This window comes from Stenotrophomonas sp. FBCC-B152, from assembly GCF_059134105.1.
Genome location: NZ_CP101442.1, coordinates 3,903,741 through 3,925,133 on the forward strand (window position 1 = coordinate 3,903,741; position 21,393 = coordinate 3,925,133).

Genomic DNA, 21,393 nt, shown 5'->3' on the forward strand with positions numbered 1-21,393 from the left:
ATGCCGTTGCTCACGCCGCCAGCGGCCGCGATGGGAACTGCAGGTCGATCCGGGTGCCGTCGCCCGGGCGGCTGTGCACCTGCACCGCACCGCCGGCCGCCTCGACCAGGCTGGCCGTCACCGACAGGCCCAGCCCGGTGCCCTGCCCGACCGGCTTGGTGGTGAAGAACGGCTCCAGGCATCGTGCGCGCACGGATTCGCTCATGCCCTGGCCGGTGTCCTGCAGCTGCAGCACCAGACGCCCATCAGGGTCGGGGGGCTGCAGCCGCAGCGTGAAGCGGCCGCCATCTGGCATCGCCTGGTTGGCATTGACCGCCAGGCTGAGCAGGATCGATTCGAGCTGGGCCGGGTCGAAATGGATCAGCCGCTGTACGCCGCCGGTGTCCACCTCGCAGCGCACGCCTGCATCGAACACCTGCTCCAGCGTGGGCGCCAGGGCGACCAGGGTGGCGGCCGCATCCAGCAGCTGCGGCCGGCCCGGTTCAAGCCGGCTGAAATCCAGCAGCCGGCGGCTCACCGCGCTGGCCCGGCGGGTCGCCGAATCGGCGCCCTGCAGCGCCCCCTGCAGCGCCTCGCCCTCGCTGCGCCGTGCTTTGGCCACGTAGCCCTGGATCAGCGCCAGCAGGTGGTTGAAATCGTGCGCGATGCCGCTGGCCAGCCGGCCCACGTTGTCCATCTTCATGGCGTGCACCAGCTGGTCGCGCGAGCGCTCGCGTTCCTGCATTTCCACCTGCAGCTCATCGCGCTTGCGGGCCAGTTCCTGGCTGCGCTGGCGGGCCTCCTGCAGGCTTTCGCGCAGCCCGGTCACGCTGTGGTGGAACAGCCACGCGGCCATCAACGCGCCAAAGGCCGATATGGCCAGGTCGGTGGCGGCGTGCAGTACCCGGTCCGGGCGGAACAGCGCCCCGGCCGCATCGACCCACGCGCCCAGCGCCATCAGCCCGCACAGCCAGGCGGTGGTCCAGGCCAGCGGACGGCTGCCCAGCACCGCGGCCACCAGCAGCACCGGCACCAGCTGCACCATCTGCACCCGTACCTGCGCGGCCAGGCCCCAGTAGCCGTAGGCCAGCACCAGCAGCAGCAGTTCACCGGCCAGGAAGGTCACCGCCGCATGCAGGCTGCGGCCGGCCCGGTGTTCGATCAGGCAGAGCAGGCACAGCAGCACGTGGGAAGCGGCCATCGCCGGCACCATCATGTCCAGCCCGCCCCCCAGCCGCACCGTCATCCAGGCCGCCAGCAACGGGTGGTACAGCCCCACCATCACCAGCAGGCCACGCAGCATGGCGTCGGTGCGCCGGCCCAGCGCGGTGGGGCGTTCAGCAACGGCGACGCGGGCGGAGAGCGACGGCTCGGGCATGCGGGAGGGGATCGACAGGCGGCGCCGGCGCGCGGCGGCAACATCGGTATATTAGCAGTGCGCTGTAGATCGTCTGCACTCGACCGGGGAAGTCGTTGTCGCCATGCCTATGTTGTCGCTAGTCCGGCGCGGACTGCCTGCGCTTGCCGTTCTGCTGTCGCTGACCGCATTGCCCGCACACGCGCAGCGCCCGATGGAGGCCGCGCCGCGGATGGCGCAGGTCGAACAGTGCCACACCCTGCTCACCAGCGATCCGCAGGCCTCGTTGCAGCTCGCGCGCAGCCTGATCGCCACGCCGGCGCTGTCGACCTCGATGGAAATCGGCGCGGTGGGCTGCCTGGGCGTGGCCCTGCGGGCGATGGGGCAGCTGGACCAGACCACCGACCTGCCCGACCGCCTGCTGGCCGCAGCGGCACGCGACGACGCCAGCAACGATGATATCCAGCGCGCCCGCACCATGGCCGCGCACCTGCTGCTGTGGCGCGGCGACCGCGCACGTGCGCTTACCCTGACCAGCACCCTGCTGGACGACGCCGTGCGCCAGCGCGACGTGCAGGGCCAGATCAGCGCGCTGATGCAGATCGCGATGATCCGTGGCGATGCGATGGGCGATGCCGAAGGCGCGCTGACCTACCTGCAGAAAGCCACCGCGCTCAGCGAACACCTGCACCGGCCGCCGAACCCGGGCGACCTGATCCTGTACTACAACTACGGCTATGCGCTGCTGATGCTGCAGCGGCATGACGAGGCCATGGCCGCGTTCAAGCGGGCCGAAGCGATCGGCACGCGGCTGAGCGGACAGGAGCTGTTCCTGAACCGCATCGCCAGCCACCGCGCCGAGCTCCGCCGCCTCGCCGGGCAGCTGGATACCGCCGAAACCGGCCTGCGCGGCGTGCTGGCGTGGCAGGCCGCGCAGGATCCGCAGGGCCAGGTGGTCACCCTGCAGCGCCTGGCGCGGCTGGCGCTGGACCGCCGCCAGCCCGACGCCGCGCTGCCGCTGGCCACGCAGGCGCAGGGCCTGGCCGAACGCGGGCGGTTCGTCGAGGAAGTCCGCAACGGGCTGGACCTGCTGGGCGACATCCACACCCTGCTCGGCCACCGCGAACAGGCGCTGCAGTACGTGCGCCAGGGACGTGCGCTGGACCAGGCCCGCAGCAAGGGCGAAACCCTGGACCAGCTGGCCCGGCTGCAGGCCTCGGCCGAGCGCAGCATCGCCCCGGCGCAGGTCAATGCGGAGCAGGACCTGGGCCGCGTGCGGGTGCTGCGCAACACCGCCGTGGTCGCGCTGCTGGCGGTGTGGGTGATCGCCACGGTGGTGGTGCTGCGGCTGCGCCACCAGCGCCGCCAGCTCACCCTGCTCAGCCGCACCGACGGCGTGACCGGGCTGCTCAACCGGCGCGAGGCCGAACGGCGGCTGGAGGAACGCGCCGCGCGCAGCGGTACGTCGGAACGCAGCGCATTGCTGCTGCTGGAACTGGATGACTTCAAGGCATTGAACGAGTGCCACGGCCAGGCGGCAGGCGACAGCGTGCTGCGCAGCGTGTCCGACTGCCTGCGCGGGGCCTGCGACCACCACGACCTGCTGGCGCGCTGGGGCGGCGCGGCGTTCCTGGTGGCCCGCCATGACACCAGCGCCGAAGCGGCGCAGGCGCTGGCCGGCCATCTTCGGTTGGCGATCGAACGGCTGGTGGTGGATATCGAGCCCGGCCAGCACCTGACCCTCACCGCCAGCGTGGGCGTGGCACCGCTGCCGCTGTTCGCCGATGCACCGCTCGTGCTGGATGACAGCCTGCGCGCGGCCGACCGTGCATTGCAGGGTGCGCGGCAGAGCGGGCGCAATGCGTGGGCAGGAATCTGGGGCGAACGTGGGGGCGATGCACCGCATCTGCATGCGGTGCTGGGCAATCCCATGGATGCGATGGAAGCTGGGTGGGTGACCCTCAGTGGCAGCCGGGCGATCCATTGGACGCCTTGACCGCGCAGCCACGCAGGGCGTGGCTCTACCGCCGGTGCCTCGTCAACGCGTGACGTCGAACCGCACTTCCACCCGGCGGTTCGGCAGCAGGCATTCCAGCAGCGCCGCGCGCGGGCGCACGCCATCGCACTGCTGCACCTGCTGGGTGTCGCCGCGGTATTCGTAGCGGATCGCCGCCGGGTCCAGCCCGCGTCCGATCAACAGTTCGCGCACCGTGCGTGCGCGCCGCTCGGACAGCGCCTGGTTGGCATCGAAGCCACGCCCCTGCAGGCGGTCGGCATGGCCGACCAGCACCACCTCCTTCAGCTGCAGCTTCTCGCTGGCAATGCTTCCCAGCGCGCGGTCGATGCTTTCCAGCGAATAGGTGCGGATGTCGCGGTAACCGTCGCGGTCGAACTCGAACAGCACGTTGGCCACCAGCGGACCCGGCGCTGCCACCACCGCCGGTGCCACGTCGCACTGGCGGGCCAGCGCCTCGGCGTCGTTCACCAGCTCCTCGGCGATCTGGATGTACGGCTTGGAATGCCGCCACTGCTGCTGGTTGAACTCGTTGCCGGCGTGCACCAGCTCGACCTCGCCGCAGGCCACCTGCTGCGCGGCGCAGGAAAATCCCGCCGCGCCGTGCAGCACGCGCAGGCGCTGCCACAGGTCATCGCGCAGGTACTTCGCATTGTTCACCAGCGGCGTATCGGTCGGCAGCGGGCGGGCGCCCTGCTCCATGCCGATGATCAACCGCTCCGATTCACCCAATGCGGCCTGCGGGAAATCGCTGCGGTCGTTGCGGCTGTATTCGTGGAACGATACGTCCAGCCAGCACTGCGCCTTGGACAGGTGGTAATCGCGGATCGGGCGGCCGCCGTCGTTCAGCGCCTGGATGCGGCCCTGGGTGGCCTCATACGTGGCATGGTCGGCATGGATCGCCTCGTCGGTGATGCGCTGCCGCTGCGGCAGCAGCTGCGCCGTCTGCGCATGTGCGGCACCGGCAACGACGGCAAGGATGGCCGCGCCCAGCAGCGGGCGCGCGAAACGGAAGGTCGGGTTGGCGTTCTTCATCAGGGCATCCTCAGCGTGCCGGGTCGCGGTAGCGGACGGGGTCCGGCCGGAAAAGGTCTTCGTCGAACTTGAAGCGCAGGCGCACGAACACGCCCTGCTGGGTGTACTCGTAGCCGTTCAGGTCGCGGTCGCCGGCAAAGCCGGTCCAGTTGTAGCCGGCCGACAGCCACAGGTTCTGCCGCAGCAGGCGGCCGACTTCCATGCCGTAGGCGTACTGGTTGGCGCCGCTCTGGCCACGGAACGTGGAGCCGAGCACGCCGATGTCCCAGTTTTCGGTGATGTCGTACACCACGCGGCCAGACAGCAGCGTGGCGCGGAAGTCACTGTTGACCCGGCCACCATCGGCGTACGCGAACTGGTCCCGCTGCCACTTGCCGGCCACGCGCCCGGTGAACCACCACGGCCGCGACGGGTGCCAATCGGCGTGCGCCGAAACGATGTGCGCGCGGGTGCGCACATCCTGGCTGCTGCCATCCACCGTGCTGCCATCCACCAGGGTCAGCCCGCTTTCGTCGCGCTCGAGCTTGTACTCGTAACGGGCCAGCGCGTTGATCCGGTTGCGGTCGGTATCGCGGTAGGCCACGCCCAGCTGGAAGCGGTCCTGCAGCACATCGCCGCGTGCGTCATAGCGCGTGCTCAGCAGGTAGTTGCGGGCCAGCAGCGTCCAGTCGCGGCTGAGCTTGCGGGCCAGCATGAACTGCAGCAGCGTGGTGTTGAACGCCTCGTTGGTGTCGGTGTCCGGCACGTCCTCGGAGATGCGGTGCTCGGCGCGGATCGCGCCGCGCCACAGCGGGTTGGCGCCATAGTCCAGCGCCAGCGCCAGGCCCGTGCTGTCGCCGGTGCTGCCGTCGATCACCTTCACGTGCTCGGCCGAGCTGGACAGGCGCAGGCCCTCGGCGATGTCCCAGTTGTTGCGGATACCCGAAGCGGCCTGGACATCGCGGCCACTGATCGCATCGCGCAGGCGGTACTCGCTGAAGGTCTGGGTATCGCGCAGGTAGCTGCTGTCGATACCGAACACCAGCGCATCGGCCTCTCGGTCGGTGGTGGTGATGCCGTATGCGCTGGTCAGGCCGGTCTGCTTCTCGTAGCGGCCATACAGGCGGCTGCGTTCGAACACCTGGTAATCCAGGCCGGCGGCCAGGCGGCGGCGTTCTTCGCCGTTCACACTGTGCTCGATCTCGGCACCACTGCTGAGTTTGTCGCTCAGGCGATAGCCCAGGCCGAAGCGGGCGCTGTCCGATTCCAGCTCGGTGCCCACCGGCAGGTCGCTGGTGATCGGGCTGCCGGTGCTGCTGCCGTTGATCACCATCAGCCCGGTGGCCGGGTCCAGCGCCTGCTGGCCGTAGCCGAGCGCGCCGCCACCGGCACCGGTGGCGAAGCCGCCGGTCAGCCCGCCGGCATTGCCGAACGGCACCCCGGACGACCACGGCGACGTCACGCCGATGGTCTCGCGGATGCTGCGCACGCCAAGGTCCACGGTCAGCCGCTCGGTGGCGCCAATGCGCACGCCGGCGCCGCCGGCATCGCGCTTGCCACCCTCCGGGTTGCGGTCTTCACTGCACAGCCCTTCCACGTACAGCTCCAGGCGCGGCCCAAGCTGGTAGGCCACGCGTGCGTTGTATTCCCCGCGGCCGCCGTACAGCGGCGCGGCCGGGTTGTTGAACGCCGGGTCGGTGCGGGCGGCGAACAGCCGCGCTTCCAGCTTTTCGGTCTGGTGCGCGAATTCCACGCGCCAGGCATCGCCTTCCACCTCGCCGGTAACATCCTTCAACCCCTGCGAGGTGATCTGGTTGATGCTGTTGGTGTTGACCTCGCTCTGGGTGCGCGCGAACTCGGCCACCAGCAGGGTGTTGTCGCCGAACCGGTAGCTGGCGTTGGCGCTGCCCATGCGGAACTCCGCATACGGGTTGCGGTCGTCCACCGCCGCCGCGCCCACTTCCAGGCGGTTGGTGAGCTTCACCTGCGCGTCGGCGCCGACCACCCAGAACTTTTCGGTGTCCTGGTCCAGTTCATAGGTGATGCGCAGCGAGACCGGGTTGAGGTCGCTGTCAAACGCCGGCAGGAACTGGTTGAGCAGGATGCGCCCGGAGAACGGCTCGAAGCTGTAGTCCACCAGCCGCGCCAGCGGCCGCACCGACACGATGCGGGTGGGTTGGTTGCGGTCGCGCGAGATGACTTCCACGCGCTCGCTGCCTTCCAGTACCGCATTGTTGCGCAGCGCATACGGGCCGCTGCCCTGGCTGCGGAATTCTTCGATCACCTGGCGCAGGGAGTCTTCGATGGCGAACACATTGCTGCGCACGCGCTCGCTTTCGAAATGCCAGCCCAGCCCGGTGGCGGTGCGGTTGTAGGTGCCCAGGCTGCGCTGCGGGATGGGACCGCTGCCGCCGATGCCGGTAGCCGTGGCCAGCCCATCACCGGTCTGGAAGTCACCGTACAGCAGGTAGCTGCGCTGGTTGTCGATGCGCACGTACAGGCGTTCGGCCGAGCGCGCGTCGAAGCCGCGCAGGGACGAATCGCCATAGACCGGGTAGAACTCCTCGGGCTGGATGTCGCGCAGCAGGCGGCCGCGGGTGTCCTTGTCCGAATCGTAAGCGGCGGTCAGCAGCGCATCGCCCTTGATCCGGCCCTTGACGAAGAACGCGGTACGCGCGGCGGCGTTGGCCTTGCCGTTGTTGAACTGGCGCTCCCAACGGCGGATGTCGCGGTCGAACGCGTCGTTGTGTTCCACCGGCGAAACCAGCCCCCCGTTGCCCTTGCGACGGAAGTTGACCACGCCTTCGATCAGGCCGGTGGCGATCATCTCGCGCATTTCCGGCACGAAACCGATGCTGCCCTGCGCGGTTTCGGCACCTGCGGTGATGCGCAGCAGCACATCCTGCGGCTCATGCGGGGCGACCAGGTCGAACTCGGCCACGCCATCGGCCACCTGCAGCTGCACGCCGGGGGTGACCTTGTCGGCATCCAGCGCACCCGGACCGAACTCATCCGTACGCGAACCCGGCAGACGGATCCGGCCACCACTGTTTTCAATCGTCGCGTAGGTGGTGCCGGCCAGCGGCAGGCCGCTGGGGTCCAGCAGCTGCACGCGCACATGCACCGGGCTTTGGCCATCGGCCGGCACGCCGTCGCGGTCCAGTTCCACCACGATGCGGTCCAGCGTGCCCGTGGCCGCGCGCACCGACACCGGCGCGCCGTCCACGCTGGCCGGGCTGCGCGGGTACAGCGTGCTGGCGTCGCCCAGCACCGGGGTGAAGCGGCCCGGCGTGCCCACGCTCTGGGCCATGGCCGGCAGGGTGGCCAGCGCACAGGCCAACAGGCTCAGGCGCGGCAGCTGGCGCACTACGGAAGCACGGCTCATGGCTGGCCCTCCGTGGCAGCGGCGGCGGGCGGTGTGGCTCTGGGATGCACGATCGGTCTCTGGTTGGCCGTGTCGGTCGCCTGCTGCGGCGCCCGTGCGGGTTTGCTCTCGAAGCGCAGCGGCGCCTGGCCCGGTTCGGTTTCCGGCGCCTGCACCTCACCCTGGGTGCGGCGGGCCTTGACCTGCTCCAGCACCGGGTTGGCACAGCTGCCTTCGATGAAGTCGGCGCGGTGCAGCTCGCCGTTCTTCAGGTCGAGCAACAGGCTGTCGGCGTCGCCCAGGTTGCGGTTGCTGCTGGTGGTCAGGCGCGCGCCGACCGGCAGCGTGCTGGCATCCACCTTCAGCGTGTGGCTCTGCGGGGGCAGGCCGCAGAAGCTGTACTTGCCTTCCGAATCGCTGATCAACCAGGTGCCGTCGGAGAAGTACAGGCGCACGCCCGGAATGCCCAGCTCTTCGCGGTCCTGCAGGTGGTTGTTGTTGCAGTCCATGAACACCTTGCCGAGCACGCAGGCCTGTTCGGTGAACACACCCCCGGTGACGCGCACGCGGTACTCGGCACGGTTGGAGGCCAGCGAACCGGGCAGCGGGGTGACCGCCACCGGGTCAATGCAGCCGCCATTGATGGAGCAGCCGTGGGCCTGCGCCCGGTTGATGCCATCGCCCTGCTGCGCGCCCACGCCCACGCGGACCCGGTAGGTCAGCACGATCTGGCCACCGACGTTGATCGGGCCCAGTGCGAAGCCCAGCAGCGGGCCCGGCTTGCCGGTCGGGTCGGCCACCGCACGGCCGTCGGCACGCGCGGTGCCGTCGATGTAGGTGAAGCCACGCGGCAGGCGGTCGATCACGTTCAGCGCGGCCAGCGCACTGCCGGCGGTCTGCCGCACGGTGATGGTGTACTGCACGGTGTCGCCGATCTCGGCGGTCTGGCGGTCACCGGTCTTGGTGATCGCCAGGCCCGTGGCTACCGCGGTATCCAGCGGCAGGTGGTTGTGCACGATCGCCGCCGTGGCCGAACCGGCGAACAGCGTGAGGTAGTACTGGGTGGCCGTGCCCACCGCGCCGGTCGGCGCCTGGGTATTGGGCTGCACCACGTGGTTGGCACCGGCGCTGCCCGCCGGCGACAAGGCCCCAGCCTGCGGCGGGATCATCGTCGACACGAAGGTGTAGCCGCCTGGCGGGGTGACGGTCAGCTGGAATTCGCAGCGGGCCGGCGCGGCCGGCGCGAACGCGAACTGGTAGAAGCCTTCGCTGCCCACCGTCATCGCAATGGTGTTGCCTTCGATGCGGTAACCGCCACCGGCGGCGTTGAGCACGCCGGTACGCGGGTCATACCCACTGCACAGGCCGACCGGCGCCAGGCTCACCACCGAACCCGGTACCGGGTCGCGGGTGGTGGCGTCATACACCACGCCTGAAGGGTCCACCGGCAGGCTCTGCTGCGGCAGGTGCCCGCCGGCGCGCAGCACCACTTCCAGCTGGCTGGTGCCGTTGTCGGTGGTGCGGCAGGCGCTGACCCCACCCCGCGCGATCGCCGCATCGGCGTCGCAGGCTTCCTGCACGCCACCGGCGGTTTCGCGGGTGACCGGGAACGGCCACAGCACGGTCGAGCGCGGGTCGCGGAAGCGGATGTTCCACTTCACGCCCGGCACCACGTCACCGAAGCGGTAGCTGCCATCGGCTGCGGTCACGGTGGTCTTCAGCACCTGGCCGTTGGCCGGGTCCACCAGTTCCACGATCCACGACGGCAGGCGGCGGTCGCCGCCATCCAGCAGCTGGTCGTCACTGCCCACGTCGAACCAGACGGTGCCGCCGACCGAGGCGGCCAGCTGCACGCTGTTGGGTACGCGGCAGGCGTTGTGGGTGATGCCGTCCACGCATGCCGGCAGGTTGCCCACTTCGCCCTCGAACGCGGCGCGTTCGGTCGGGGTCGGGGCGCGGAACGGGTTCTCGCCGCCGCCCTCCACCAGCACGGCATTGTTGACCGTACCGGCTTCGGCCGCCGCTGCCGCCACGCGCACCACCACGGCGATGCTGTCCGGCGATACCGCACCGGCCGCCAGCACGCGCTGGCTGGTGCAGCTGAAACGCACCGCGCCGGGTTCGCCGGTACAGGTCCAGCCGGTCCCCACCGGCTGGCTGTCCAGGCTCAGGCCCGCCGGCAGGCGGTCATGCACCACGTATTCGCCGCGGCTCGGCTGCTGCCCGGCGTTGCGCACCTGGATGGTGTAACCGGCCAGGTTGTTGACGGTGAAGCGGGTGCTGGTGGACGCCTTGCTGACCATCAGGTCGGGCGAATCACCGATCTCACCGAAGTTGTAGTCCAGCGCATCCACGCCCAGCGGCAGCACGATCTGGCTGATCGCCGACGGCACGCTGGCACGGTCGCTGGCCACGCCGACGGGGGCGGCGTTGACGGTACCGGCGCTGGTGATGCCGTTGAGTGTCTGCGGCGGCTGGGTCGGCTCGGTCACGGTGTAGGTGCCCGGGCGCAGGCCCTCGAAGCGGTAACGGCCGTCGGCGTCGGTGCTCAGCGTAAGCGAGACCGGCTGGCCAAGGTCGTCGGTGCCGGTCAGCACCACGCTGACCCCGGCAATGCCGCCTTCGCCGCTGTCGACGGTGCCGTTGTCGTTGCTGTCGTTGTAGACGCGGCCGGCAATGCTCGCCGTCGGAATTTCACCGAAGTTGTTGTTGGTCGACTGCTGGTTCACGCCCAGCACCACCGCGTTGATCTGCGAAGGCACGGTGCCCGGCGCGGTCACGCTGCCACCGGTGCTGCCGGCCACGGTGCGGCCATCGCGGGTGCCGGTGGGCTGCTCCGGCTCGGTCACCACGTAAGTGCCCGGCGGCAGTTCGGCGAAGCTGTAGCTGCCGTCGGCATCGGTCACGGTGTCGCGGCTGATCGGGTTGCCGGCCAGGTCGGTGCCGGTCAGGGTGATGCGCACGTTGGCCAGGCCGGTTTCGCCCGGATCCACCACGCCATCATTGTTGCGGTCGATCCAGACCTTGCCGCTGATGCCGCTGTTGAGCGGAATCTCGCCGAACAGGTTGTCCACCGACGCGCTGCCCGGGGTGGTCAGGTCAATGGTGCTGATCCGGCTGGGCACGGTGGTGATCGGCGTGGCGGTGCCACGCGGGGTGCCACCCACGGTGCCGGCGGTGGTGATGCCGTTGCTGGTACCGGCCGGCTGCTGCGGCTCGGTCAGGGTGTAGGTACCCGGGCGCAGGTTCTCGATCGCGAAGCGGCCATCGGCATCGGTCTGCACGCTGAGGCTGACGCTGGCGCCGGTATCGTCGGTGCCGGTGACCAGCACGGTCACCGCCTCGATGCCGGTTTCCGCCGCGCCATTGCGCAGGCCGTCGTTGTCGACGTCGAAGAACACGGTGCCGGAGATCGCCACCGGCAGCACTTCAGCGAAGTCCTGCTCGATCGACGCCTTGCCGGCCGGCAGCACGATCGTGCTGATCGCGCTGGGCACGGTGGCAACGGGCGTGGCCACGCCGGCAGCGGCGCCGTCGACGGTGCCCGCGCGGGTGATGCCGTTGAGGGTCGGGCCACCATTGAAGGTCGGCTGCACGGCCTGCTCGGTCACCGTGTAGGTGCCCGCCAGCAGATGCTCGAAGCGATACCGGCCATCGGCATCGGTGACCGCAGCGGCCACTGCGTTGCCCAGCGCATCCACGCTGCCGGCCGGCAGCTGCAGCTGCACGCCGGGCAGCCCGGGTTCACCGGCGTCCTGCACACCGTTGTTGTTGCGGTCCAGGAACACCGCGCCGGACAGCGACGCGGCGCGTTCGCCGAAGTCATTGCCGCTGGCACCGGCGACCGGCAGGTTGCTGAGCGTGATCACGTTGCCCGGCTGCTCGCGGCCTTCGCCCAGCCCGGTCGGCTGGCTCTCGGTGATGCGGTAGTCCTGGCCGGCGATCGCGCCGGGGTAGCTGTACTGGCCATCGGCGTTGGTGACCAGGCTCACACTGGTGTCGTCGGGCGTGCCGAAGATGCCGTCATTGCCGGCACCCACGATGGTGATGGACACTCCGGGGATGCCGATGTCGCCGACGCTGTGGTCGCCGTCGTCGTTGCGGTCCAGGTAAACGGTGCCGCTGATCGGCGCGTTGGCCAGCTCGCCGAACAGGTAGCCGGTGGCGTCCTGGCCGGCGCTGATGGCAATGCCGGAGATCACATTGGCCACGGCGGTGCTGCCCGGCGTGGTGGCGTTGCCGGCGGTGTGCTTGCCGTCCAGGTAGCCGGCCGGCTGCGTTTCAGTAAGCGTGTAACCGGTGCCGGCCTGCGGCGGCAGCAGGTCGCTGAAGCGGTAGCTGCCGGTGCCATCGGTGGTGGCGGTGAATGCCACCGGGTTGCCGAGCACGTCGGTACCGGACAGGGTCACGCTGGCGTTGGCGATCGGATTCTCGCCGGTGTCGTGGCGGCCGTTGTTGTTGTTGGCGGCCACGTTGGAGAAGTCTTCATAGACCGCGCCGCTGAGCGAACCCAGCGCTTCGCCAAAGTCGTTGCCGCTGGAACCGGTCAGTGACAGCGCGTTGAGGGTGATGACGTTGCTGGGGTTCTCGGCCGCATTGGCATAGCCCTGCGGCTGGGTTTCGGTGATGCGGTAGTTCTGCCCGACCACGAGGTTGTCGAAGTCGTAGCGACCCTGCGCATCGGTCTGTACCACTACCGGCGGCAGGTCGTCGGCATTGCCGAACACGCCGTCGGCGCCTGCGCCGGTCAGGGTGATCGTGACGCCCTGCAGGCCACCATTGGCCTGCGAGTTGCGGGTACCGGCATCGCCGGCATCGAAGTCGCCATTGCCGTTGCGGTCCAGGTAGACGTGCCCGGAGATGGCGGTGATGGCGTCTTCGCCGAAGTTGAATTCGGTGGCGTCATCGCCACGCGACAGGTCGATGGTGCCGATCCGGTCGGTAGTTGCGGCGTCGCCGGCCGCGCCGGTGGCCACGGTGCAGCCCACGCAGGCGGCAGTGCCGACCTGGCCCGGGTTGATCGCGCTCGGGCGGTTGCGGTAGCTGCCGGTGGGCAGCACTTCGCGCAGCGTGTACAGCGCCAGCGGGTTCAGTGCGTTGAACGCGTAACTGCCGTCGGCGGCGGTAGTGGTGCTGGCCACCACGGTGCCGGCCGCATCCAGCAGCTCGACCGTGGCGTTGGCAATCGGCGCGTCGCCGGTGTTGCGGGTGTTGCTGTAGTTGCTGTCGACGTAGACGAAGCCGGACAGCGACGGACGGCGCACTTCCGGGAAGTTGTAGCGCAGCGCATCCACACCCGCGCCGAGCGCGATGGTGGTGTAGACCGAGTTGGCGCTGATGGCCGGGTCGACCACGGCGAAGGTACCGCCGGCCGAAGGAGCCAGGGAGCCCGTTTCGGGCGGTGCCACCGGGCCGTTGACGTACGCCGCCGGCTGGACCTGGGTCAGCGTGTAGCCGCCCGTTCCCGCAGGTGCGAGGTTGTCGAAGCGGTACGCACCGTTGCCGTCGGTGGTGGCGGTAAGCGCCACCGCGTTGCCATAGGCGTCGGTGCCGCTGAGGCGGACCTCGACACCGGAAATGGTCGGTTCGCCGGCCTGTGGCGTGCCGCCGTCGGCACCGCTGCGCTCGCGGTCCTGGAACACCACGCCGGCCAGCGACGAACGCACCACGGTGTGGTTGCTGGTGCTTTCGTTGTTGCCCGAGTTCGGGTCGACCTGGTCGCTGGTGGCGCGCGCGGTGTTGATGCCGGCGCCATTGGCCGGCAGCGTGGTCCAGCGCGCGGGCACCAGCACGCGGGTGCGGCCGTCCAGTGCCAAGTCGCCCATGCGGCAGGTGAGGTCGCGGCCGTTCAACGTGCAGGTGCCGCTGCCGTTGCTGACCACGCCGGCATCGGCGGTGGTGCCGACCTTCTGCCAGGTGGTGGCTTCGGCGCCACCGATCACTTCCAGCCCTGCCGGCAGCGTATCGGTGACCACCACGCCATCACCGCGCACCGGGTTGTCGCCACTGCGGTCGCGCGACAGGCTGTGGCCCGGGCCGTTGTTGACCACGTCCAGCACGTACCAGAACGGCTGGCGCAGGCTGACCGTGGTGGCTGCGGCGGGCAGCGGCTGGGTCGGGTCGGCGTTGGGCGCCAGCACCACGCTGGCCTTGCTCATCGCCAGGTCCGCGCGGATGCGGATGCTGGTTTCCTGCACGGCACTGTTGTTGCTGGTGTCACGCTCGGTTTCGGCCGACCGCGCGGTCACCGCGTTGAACAGGGTCGCGCCGGTGGCCGGCGGTGTGGTCAGGTACTGATAGACCAGGTACAGGTAGCTGGTCTGGTTGGCGGCGATCACGCCCTGTTCGGTGGTGGACACGCCCACGCTGGGCATGCTGCACGACAGGGTCTGCGCGGCCGTGGTCGGATTGCTGCTGCCCGGTGCCACGGTGCAGCGCACGCCCGGTGCTTCCAGCGCGCCCTGCGGGGTGGTGCTGGTGCCGATGCGGCTGCCGACGAAGGCGACATTGGCGCCGCTGGCCGGGGTGATGGTGTCTTCGATCAGGGTGCGGGTGGCCAGCGACGGGCCATCGTTGCGCACGCTCACCTGGTACAGGATGTAGTTGTTGGCTTCCTGGCCCACGCGCGAATCGAAGCCCAGCGGATCCACGCCGCCCACGAAGTTCTGGTCGATCTTGTTGACGATCAGGTCCACTTCGCCGGCGCTGAAATCCAGCGCCGCCGAACGCAGGTCATCGTCGGTGCGGCTGTTGTAGTTGTAGCTGCGCCCGTTGCCGTCGACGCCGCTGGCCGGCACCGCGGTGCCGGTGTTGGCCGGGTCGAAATGGAACGAGCCATCGTTGGTGAAGCGGCGGCCAGTGTTGCCGCTGTTGACGTTCGGGCGGATCACCACCGTCATCGTCTGGGTGGAGTTGTTGGCCATGTCCAGCGGCGCGCAGGTCAGCCGCAGCGTAGCCGGGGTGCCGCCGGTGTTGAACCACGAGGTGCCGTTCGGCGCAGGCGCCGAACTGATCGCCGGGTCGCTGGAGGTCACGCTGCAGGCGGTGCTGCCGGTACCGGTGCGCACCGCCGAGACCAGCACGAAGCCGGCATCCTCGGCCGGCAGGGTGAAGGTGTCGCTGAACACCACGCCACGGGCGGTGGACGGACCACGGTTCTGGTAGGTGATGCGGTAGGTGGTGTTGACGCCGGCGCGGCCCGGGCTGCCCGAGGTGATGTCCTTGGCGGTGGTGGCCATGTTGGCCACCGGGTCGATCTGCACCCAGTCCGAGGCGCTGTTGTTGCCGGGGTTGGCTTCACCGATCGAGCCACTCACGGTCGGATCGATGCTCACGCCTGCGGTGTTGCAGAAGCGGCCGGCCGGCATCGCCACGCCGCCGCAGCTGCCTGCGCCCTGGCTCTGGCTGTCGAACAGCCCACGATTGACGGTGAACACAATGGTCGCGGTGGCACCGGCGGCCAGCGCCGTGGCGCCGGAGCGGCAGATGTAGCTGCTGCCGACCGGGTCGCAGGTCCAGCCGCCGGGCACGGTGTTCCTGGTGACGGTGGTGACCCCGGTGACGAAGCCCGGGATCGGGTCGTTGACCACCACGCCGGTGGTGGTCGCGCCGCCGTTGGTGACCTGCAGGGTGTAGGTCACGCCGCCATCGGCTTCGCGGATGATGTTGTCGGCATCGCCGGGCGTGTTGGTGCGCTTGGTGATCGACAGGTCCGCACGCGCATCGGTGGCGCGGCTGCCTGCGCCGGTACAGTCGTTGGTGGTGTTCGGGTCCAGGTTGATGCCACCGCCCGTGGTCGGCTCGGCCGAACCGCCGCTGCCGCCGGTGCACGCGGTGTTGCTCAGCGTGCCCTGCAGGCGCGCCAGCGTGTACAGGGTCAACGCGGCGGAATTGCCATTGACCGCAACCGGGTAAGCGGCGCTCTGCGTGCAGGTGACCACCTGGCCGGTGGTACCGTTCCATGCACGGTCCGCGATGCAGCTGAAGCCACCTACGGTGACCGCTGCGCCCGGTGCATACGGCTGGCCACTGGCGTCCACCCACTCTTCGCCCACGGCCAGCGCATCAACCAGCTGCAGGTTGCCCGTGACGGTGCGCGGCCCCAGGTTCTGAGCGCGAAGCGTAGAGGTCATCACGCTGTCGGTGCGCAGCCCGGTGCTGTTCCACACCGGCACCAGCGCCGGCGTCTTGGTCTTGCTCATGCGCAGGTCGGCGCCGTCGGGAATGACGGTCAGGCCGACGCTGCCGGTGTTGTTGGTCAACACCGGATCCGGCGTGGCGGCGCTGATCTCGGCCGTGTTGGTGACCGTGCCGCTGCTGTTGGTGCCGGTGGACGGCCCCTGCGCCTGGATGGCGATCTGCGCCTGCGCGCCCGGCGCGACGCTGGCCGCGTTGCAGGTGACGACGGTGCGTTCGGTGTTGACGGTGCACGACCAGCCGTTGGGCCCGGACACTCCGTTGATGACGAAGCCTTCCGGCAGCGCATCGCGCAGCACCACGCTGGTGGCGGCGCTGGGGCCGTCGTTGCGCGCGGTCAGGGTGTAGGTCACCACCGAGCCGGCGGCCGCGGGCGCCGGCGACACCGACTTGGACACCAGCAGGTCCGCACCGGCGGTGACCGCCGTGGTCACCTGCGCGGCGTTGTTGTCCGGCACCGGGTCGGGCACGTTGCCAGCGCTGACCACCGCCGAATTGACGATGTTGCCGGTGCCGACGTTGACCTTGCCGCGGAACTGGTAGCTGGTGCTGGCGCCCACCGCGAGCGTGCCGTTGTAGGTGCCGTTCTGCTGGGTGAAGGCCCAGTCCGCACCGACCGGGGTGCCGACCAGGGCGACGTTCGGCGGCAGCGTGTCGGTGATGCGGAAGCCGGTGGTCACGCTGGGACCGTTGTTGCGAACTGTCAGGGTGTAGAGGACTTCACCGCCGCCGATCACCGGGTTGGGCGTGGCGCTCTTGCTCAGCTCCAGGTCCGCAGCGGCCTGGATGGTGGTGTTCTGGCTGGTGCGGTTGTTGGCAACGTTGGTATCGCTGCCGAAGAACGGGTCGGTGTTCTGCAGCGTGTTGATCGGCGTGGTCGCCGGCGGCAGCGCGTTGGCAAAACCGATCGCGGCGCGCACGGTGATCGTGGCCGGCTGCGAGGCGATGGTAGTGACGGGCAACTTGAATTCGTAGGGCGCGGTGGTGGCGTTCAACGCCGGGTTGGTGCACACCACGCGCGTGGTACCGGCGGCGCCGGCCGAGCTGCTGCAGCCTGCCGGTGCGGTGCTGCCCAGCGCGGTGCCGGCGGGCAGGTCGAACAGGGTCACGCTGCCGCTGGCGGTGTCGTTGGCGCCGTTTTCAACCTTGACGTTGTAGATCACCGTAGTGCCAGCCGGCACCGGGTCGTAGCCGGTGTCGGAGAAGTCGGTGATCTGCAGGTCGATGGCCAGCGCGGTCAGCGGCGCGGCCAGCAGCAGGGTGGCCAGGCCACGCAGGCAGCGCAGGCGCCATGAGGACGCTGTTGCGCGCTCGAACGACGACACCGCCGCGCAGGGAGCTGCGCGATCGCTATGGCTGGACATGTGTTTTCCCCTGTTCCGGTCGTTGCAGCGTTCACACGGAACGCCAAACGATGCGTACCCAACGCAACCGGTCCAGACGTCCCCTGTCAGATGAATCCCGGAATGCAGGCGACAGGCGTCGCCGGCCGTGCCGGGCGGGGCGAATTGTGATGTTGACGTGAAGGCAAGTCAGTGCCGGCGGCTCACCCACGCTCACACTGGCTCACACCGCCCTGCCGGGCGACGGATCAGAGGCTGAGCAGGTAACCCTGGCCGCGCAGCGCGCGCAGCGGCAGCTCCACGCCGGTGGCGCTACGCACGCGGGCGCGCAGGCGGTGGACCAGTACATCCAGCCGGTGCGGGTCGAAATCCCACGGGGTATCGGTGATGTGCGCGATCAGCGCTTCACGGGTGACCGCCGCACCGGCGGCCTCGAACAGCAGCTGCAGCACGCCGCGCTCCATGACCGTGAGCTCGAGCGTGGCCGCCGAAGGCGCATGCAGGGTCCAGCCATCGGCCGAGACCCGCCAGCGTGGAGCGTCATTGGTCGCCGCAGGCGCGGCCGATGTCAGTGGCAGGCGGCGGCGAAGGCTGAGCAGACCGGCGGCCAGCACGTCCATCTCGGGGGGTTTGACCAGATAGAGGTCTGCGCCCTGGGTCAGGCCCCGCGCCATGTCGCGGGCGTCGCCGCGCCCGGTCAGCATCACGATGCCGATCGAGGCCGATGCCCGCAGGTGGCTGGCCACCGCGTAGCCATCCTCACCGGGCAGGCCGACATCCAGCACCACGATGTCGCAGCGGCCGCTCAGCAGCGCGCGGTACAGCGCTTCGGCACTGCCCAGCCCGCGCACCGTCGCACCCCGCCAGGCCAGATCGTCCAGCAGCAGCGCCAGCAGCTCCGGGTCGTCTTCGACCACCCAGACATGCAGTCCTTCCAGTTGCCGCGTTGCGGTCGTCGGCACGCTGCCGTGCCTGTCGTCCTGTGCTGCCGTCACGTGATGTCGCATCCCCGAATCAGCCTGCAGTCTAGCCGTGGGGCGCGGGAGCGCCAAATGCTACGAAAGCATCACCTCGGCCCGGAGGGGCGCATGCGACAGACCGGCGTCGGGGTTGCCGCTTGTCGCCGCGTGGCGCGGCGGGCAGCGTGAAGGCCCCCTCCCCCGGTAGCGTCTGCCATGCCTGTACCCAACGCCAGCCACGAGATGCTGAGCCCGATGCTGCGCCAGCGGCTGGAACGATCGCTGCCCCTGCAGGAGCAGGCGGCCACGGTTGAAGCGCTCGGCGGCCTGCTGCATTCGGTCCGCAATGTCACCCCCATCCCGCACGGCCCGCCGCCGGCCGATCCGGCCAACCGAGGCGTCATGGCGCAGCTCTATCGGCGACTGGTCACCCCGGTGGCCGGCACCCCGGAAGGTCCGTTCTCCGTGGGCGAGGAGTGGACCGTGCGGATGATCCATTACCTTGACGAAGTGGACCGGGCGCCGCCGTTGGCAACGCCCGATGGGGCCAGCGGCGCGCCGCTCCCACAGAGCCACGTGCATGCGCACCTGATGTACGAGCTGCGACGCGAATTTGGCCTGCTGGGCTTTCCAGAGACCTACCAATGGCGGGAACGGGCCGTCAACGACGCCGCAGCAGGTCTGGTGGAGGTGTCATCAAAGAAGGGCGTGCAGCCCACCGAAGTCCGCGTCTTCAGCGCACGCGAACTGCCATGGCCCAAAGAAGCCCCAACAGTGCCGGTGGTGGTGTTGCTCGCCGCGTGGAACGCGGCAGCGCCGCCACCGCCGCTGCCGTACGCGACGTCCGGGCCCAATATATGGGACCCGTCCAACCCGTTGGACAGCAGCGATGAGGCGCCGGACCTGCTGCGTGCACCGGTGGTGATGCAGTGGTCCGGACTGATGCCTCGGGAGCCGGAGTGAGCAGCCGCCCTTATTCGGCCGGCACGCCCATTTCCTTCAGCAGTTCCGGTGCCGGATAGACCTTGGCCAGCAGCCAGCGCAGGTATCGCATGTCCACGTGCACCGCACGCTTGAAGCGCGGGTCGAACCACCAGCTGGCACTGACCGATTCCCAGTTGCTGTCGAAGTTCAGGCCGATCAGTTCGCCGCGTGCATTGAGCACCGGCGAACCGGAGTTGCCGCCGGTGGTGTCCAGGTTGGTCAGGAAGTTGACCGTCTGGGTCTTCAGCACCGGATCGGCGGTGCTGCCGAAATCACCCTTGGCGATCGCCGCCAGCAGCGGCTTGGGCGCATCGAACGGGAACGCGTTGGTGTTCTTCTCCACGATGCCGGCCACGGTGGTGACCGGATCGAAATGCACCGCATCGCGCGGCGACAGCGCTTCCACCTTGCCGTAGCTGATGCGCAGGGTGCGGTTGGCGTCCGGGTACACCGCGCGGCCCTGCTTCGCGCGCCACGCGAACAGCGCCTGCATGTAAGCCGGGCGCAGGCGCAGCTGCTCGCCTTCGCGCTCCTTGCGCTGGTCTTCCAGGCGCAGCTGCGCGGCCACCAGCGGGCCGGCCAGGTCGATCAGCGGATCGTGCGCCAATGCCTTGCCTTCCTTCGCAGCGGCGAAGCGGCCCAGGCGTTCGGCTTCGTCGCCCAGCCGGGTGCCGCTGTACAGCGCGTCCAGTGCCTTGGCCAGCGCGGCCGGGGTACGGCCGAACGCCGCGTCGAACTCGGGCACGCGCTGCGCATCGGGCAGCTGCTGGTAGCGGGTCAGCAGATCGGTCAGCAGCGCCTTTTCCACGGCCGGCGCGTAACGGCGCTGGACCTGCTTGAGGGTGCCTTCGATCAGCGCCTGGTCGCGCTGCTGGTAGCCGCTTTCGCGCTCGGCATCGGGCTTGGCCGATTCAATGCGCAGGCGCTCCAGCAGCAGCGCCGAACGCAGCAGCTGGCTCTGCGCAGCGGCCTGCTCCAGCACGAAATCGCGCTCGCCCATCGCCGCGCCCTGCGACAGCGAACCGAGCAGCGCCTGGATGTCCGGCTGCCAGGCCGCATCGGTGGCCTTCAGCATCGCCGCCTCGTCGGTGGCGCGCTGGGTCTTGGCATCGCTGCGCAGCAGGCCTTCCAGCTCACCGGCGGCGCGCTTGCGGTTGTTCTTCAACGACTGCAGCTGCGCGGCATAGCGGGTACGCGCCTGCGCATCCTTGGCGGTGGCCGCCTCGATGGTGTCGATCATCTGCTGGAACACCGCTACCCGGCGCGGCAGTACCGCGTCGATCTGGCCGGCGAACTCGGCCGCCGTGCGGTGGCGGTAGGTGATGCCCGGGTAACCGGCCAGCATGGCGAAATCACCGGTCTTCGGCCCATCGATGGCCATCTTCAGGTGCGCCGGCGGGTGGTAGGGCACGTTGTCCGGGCTGTACGCGGCCGGCTTGCCATCCTTGCCCACGTAGGCGCGCAGCAGGGTGAAATCGCCGGTGTGGCGCGGCCACATGAAGTTGTCGATCTCATCGCCGTAGTTGCCGATCGCGCGCGGCGGCGCGTACACCAGCCGCACATCGCTCAGTTCCAGCTGGCGGATGCGGTAGAAATCGGTGCCGTAGTACATGTCGGCCACGCTGCAGCGCACGTTGCCTTCCTGCTCGCATTCGGCCACCAGCTGCTTGCTGGCGCGGTCCACCGCGTCGAAATAGGCGCGTCCGGTCTTGCCGCGCGCATCGCGCAGCACTTCATCGGTGACCTTGTCGAAGCCGGTGGTGACCAGCACGCGGAAGTCCGGGTTGGACGGGCGCTCATCGCTGCGGCCCTGGGCGATGAAACCGCCGTCGATCAGGTTGTGCTCGGCGGTGGTGTTGTACTGGATCACGCCCATGGCGACATGGTGGTTGGTCAGCAGCAGGCCGTCTTCGGAGACGAACGAGCCCGTGCCGCCACCGGCACGCACCACGGCGCTGAGCGGCGCGGCGGTGACGTTGGCCAGGTCGGCCGGGTCTCCCTTGAAGCCCGCGGCCTTGAGCGGCTTGGCGAGGTCCGGCAGCTGGGTCGGCATCCACATGCCTTCGTCGGCGTGGGCGCCGGCGGCGAGGGTGAGGCCAAGGGCCAGGGCGGCGCTGAGGGGCTTGCGTGCGGGCATGGGTGCATCCAGTACGGCGGAACGAGCGGGCACCTTAGCTACTGGG

At 69.5% G+C, this 21,393-nt stretch carries 8 protein-coding genes; 2 read left to right on the forward strand and 6 right to left on the reverse strand.

Annotation, left to right across the window (positions count from 1 at the left end):
- Nucleotides 1–10: 10 nt before the first annotated feature.
- Nucleotides 11–1,357, reverse strand: a complete 1,347-nt coding sequence (locus NMB40_RS17825) for a sensor histidine kinase (RefSeq protein ID WP_494359294.1) — start codon at nucleotides 1,355–1,357, stop codon at nucleotides 11–13.
- Nucleotides 1,358–1,466: 109 nt separating this feature from the next.
- Between NMB40_RS17825 and NMB40_RS17830 the strand changes: the two genes are divergently transcribed.
- A complete protein-coding gene (locus NMB40_RS17830) occupies nucleotides 1,467–3,332 on the forward strand; it encodes a tetratricopeptide repeat-containing diguanylate cyclase (RefSeq protein WP_494359295.1) in 1,866 nt (621 codons plus the stop codon).
- 42 nt (nucleotides 3,333–3,374) lie between these two features.
- Here the strand turns inward: NMB40_RS17830 and NMB40_RS17835 are convergent, their stop codons facing one another.
- From NMB40_RS17835 to NMB40_RS17850, 4 genes are all read right to left on the reverse strand, one after another.
- Complete coding sequence (locus NMB40_RS17835; RefSeq protein WP_494359296.1) at nucleotides 3,375–4,385, reverse strand: OmpA family protein; 1,011 nt, start codon at nucleotides 4,383–4,385, stop codon at nucleotides 3,375–3,377.
- Nucleotides 4,386–4,395: 10 nt separating this feature from the next.
- A complete protein-coding gene (locus NMB40_RS17840; RefSeq protein WP_494359297.1) occupies nucleotides 4,396–7,749 on the reverse strand; it encodes a hypothetical protein in 3,354 nt (1,117 codons plus the stop codon).
- Nucleotides 7,746–17,288: an SdrD B-like domain-containing protein gene (locus tag NMB40_RS17845; RefSeq protein WP_494359298.1), complete on the reverse strand. Its 9,543-nt coding sequence runs from the start codon at nucleotides 17,286–17,288 to the stop codon at nucleotides 7,746–7,748. The genes NMB40_RS17840 and NMB40_RS17845 overlap by 4 nt, the downstream gene beginning before the upstream one ends.
- 227 nt (nucleotides 17,289–17,515) lie before the next feature.
- On the reverse strand, nucleotides 17,516–18,229 hold the full coding sequence (locus NMB40_RS17850; RefSeq protein WP_494359299.1) for a response regulator transcription factor: 714 nt from the start codon (nucleotides 18,227–18,229) through the stop codon (nucleotides 17,516–17,518).
- 213 nt (nucleotides 18,230–18,442) lie between these two features.
- On the opposite strand from NMB40_RS17850, the gene NMB40_RS17855 reads away from it, so the two are divergent.
- Entirely contained in the window at nucleotides 18,443–19,189 is a 747-nt protein-coding gene (locus NMB40_RS17855; protein WP_494359300.1) for a hypothetical protein, read from the forward strand.
- 10 nt (nucleotides 19,190–19,199) lie between these two features.
- On the opposite strand, the gene NMB40_RS17860 is transcribed toward NMB40_RS17855, so the two are convergent.
- Nucleotides 19,200–21,347: a S46 family peptidase gene (locus tag NMB40_RS17860; protein WP_494359301.1), complete on the reverse strand. Its 2,148-nt coding sequence runs from the start codon at nucleotides 21,345–21,347 to the stop codon at nucleotides 19,200–19,202.
- Nucleotides 21,348–21,393 lie beyond the last annotated feature (46 nt).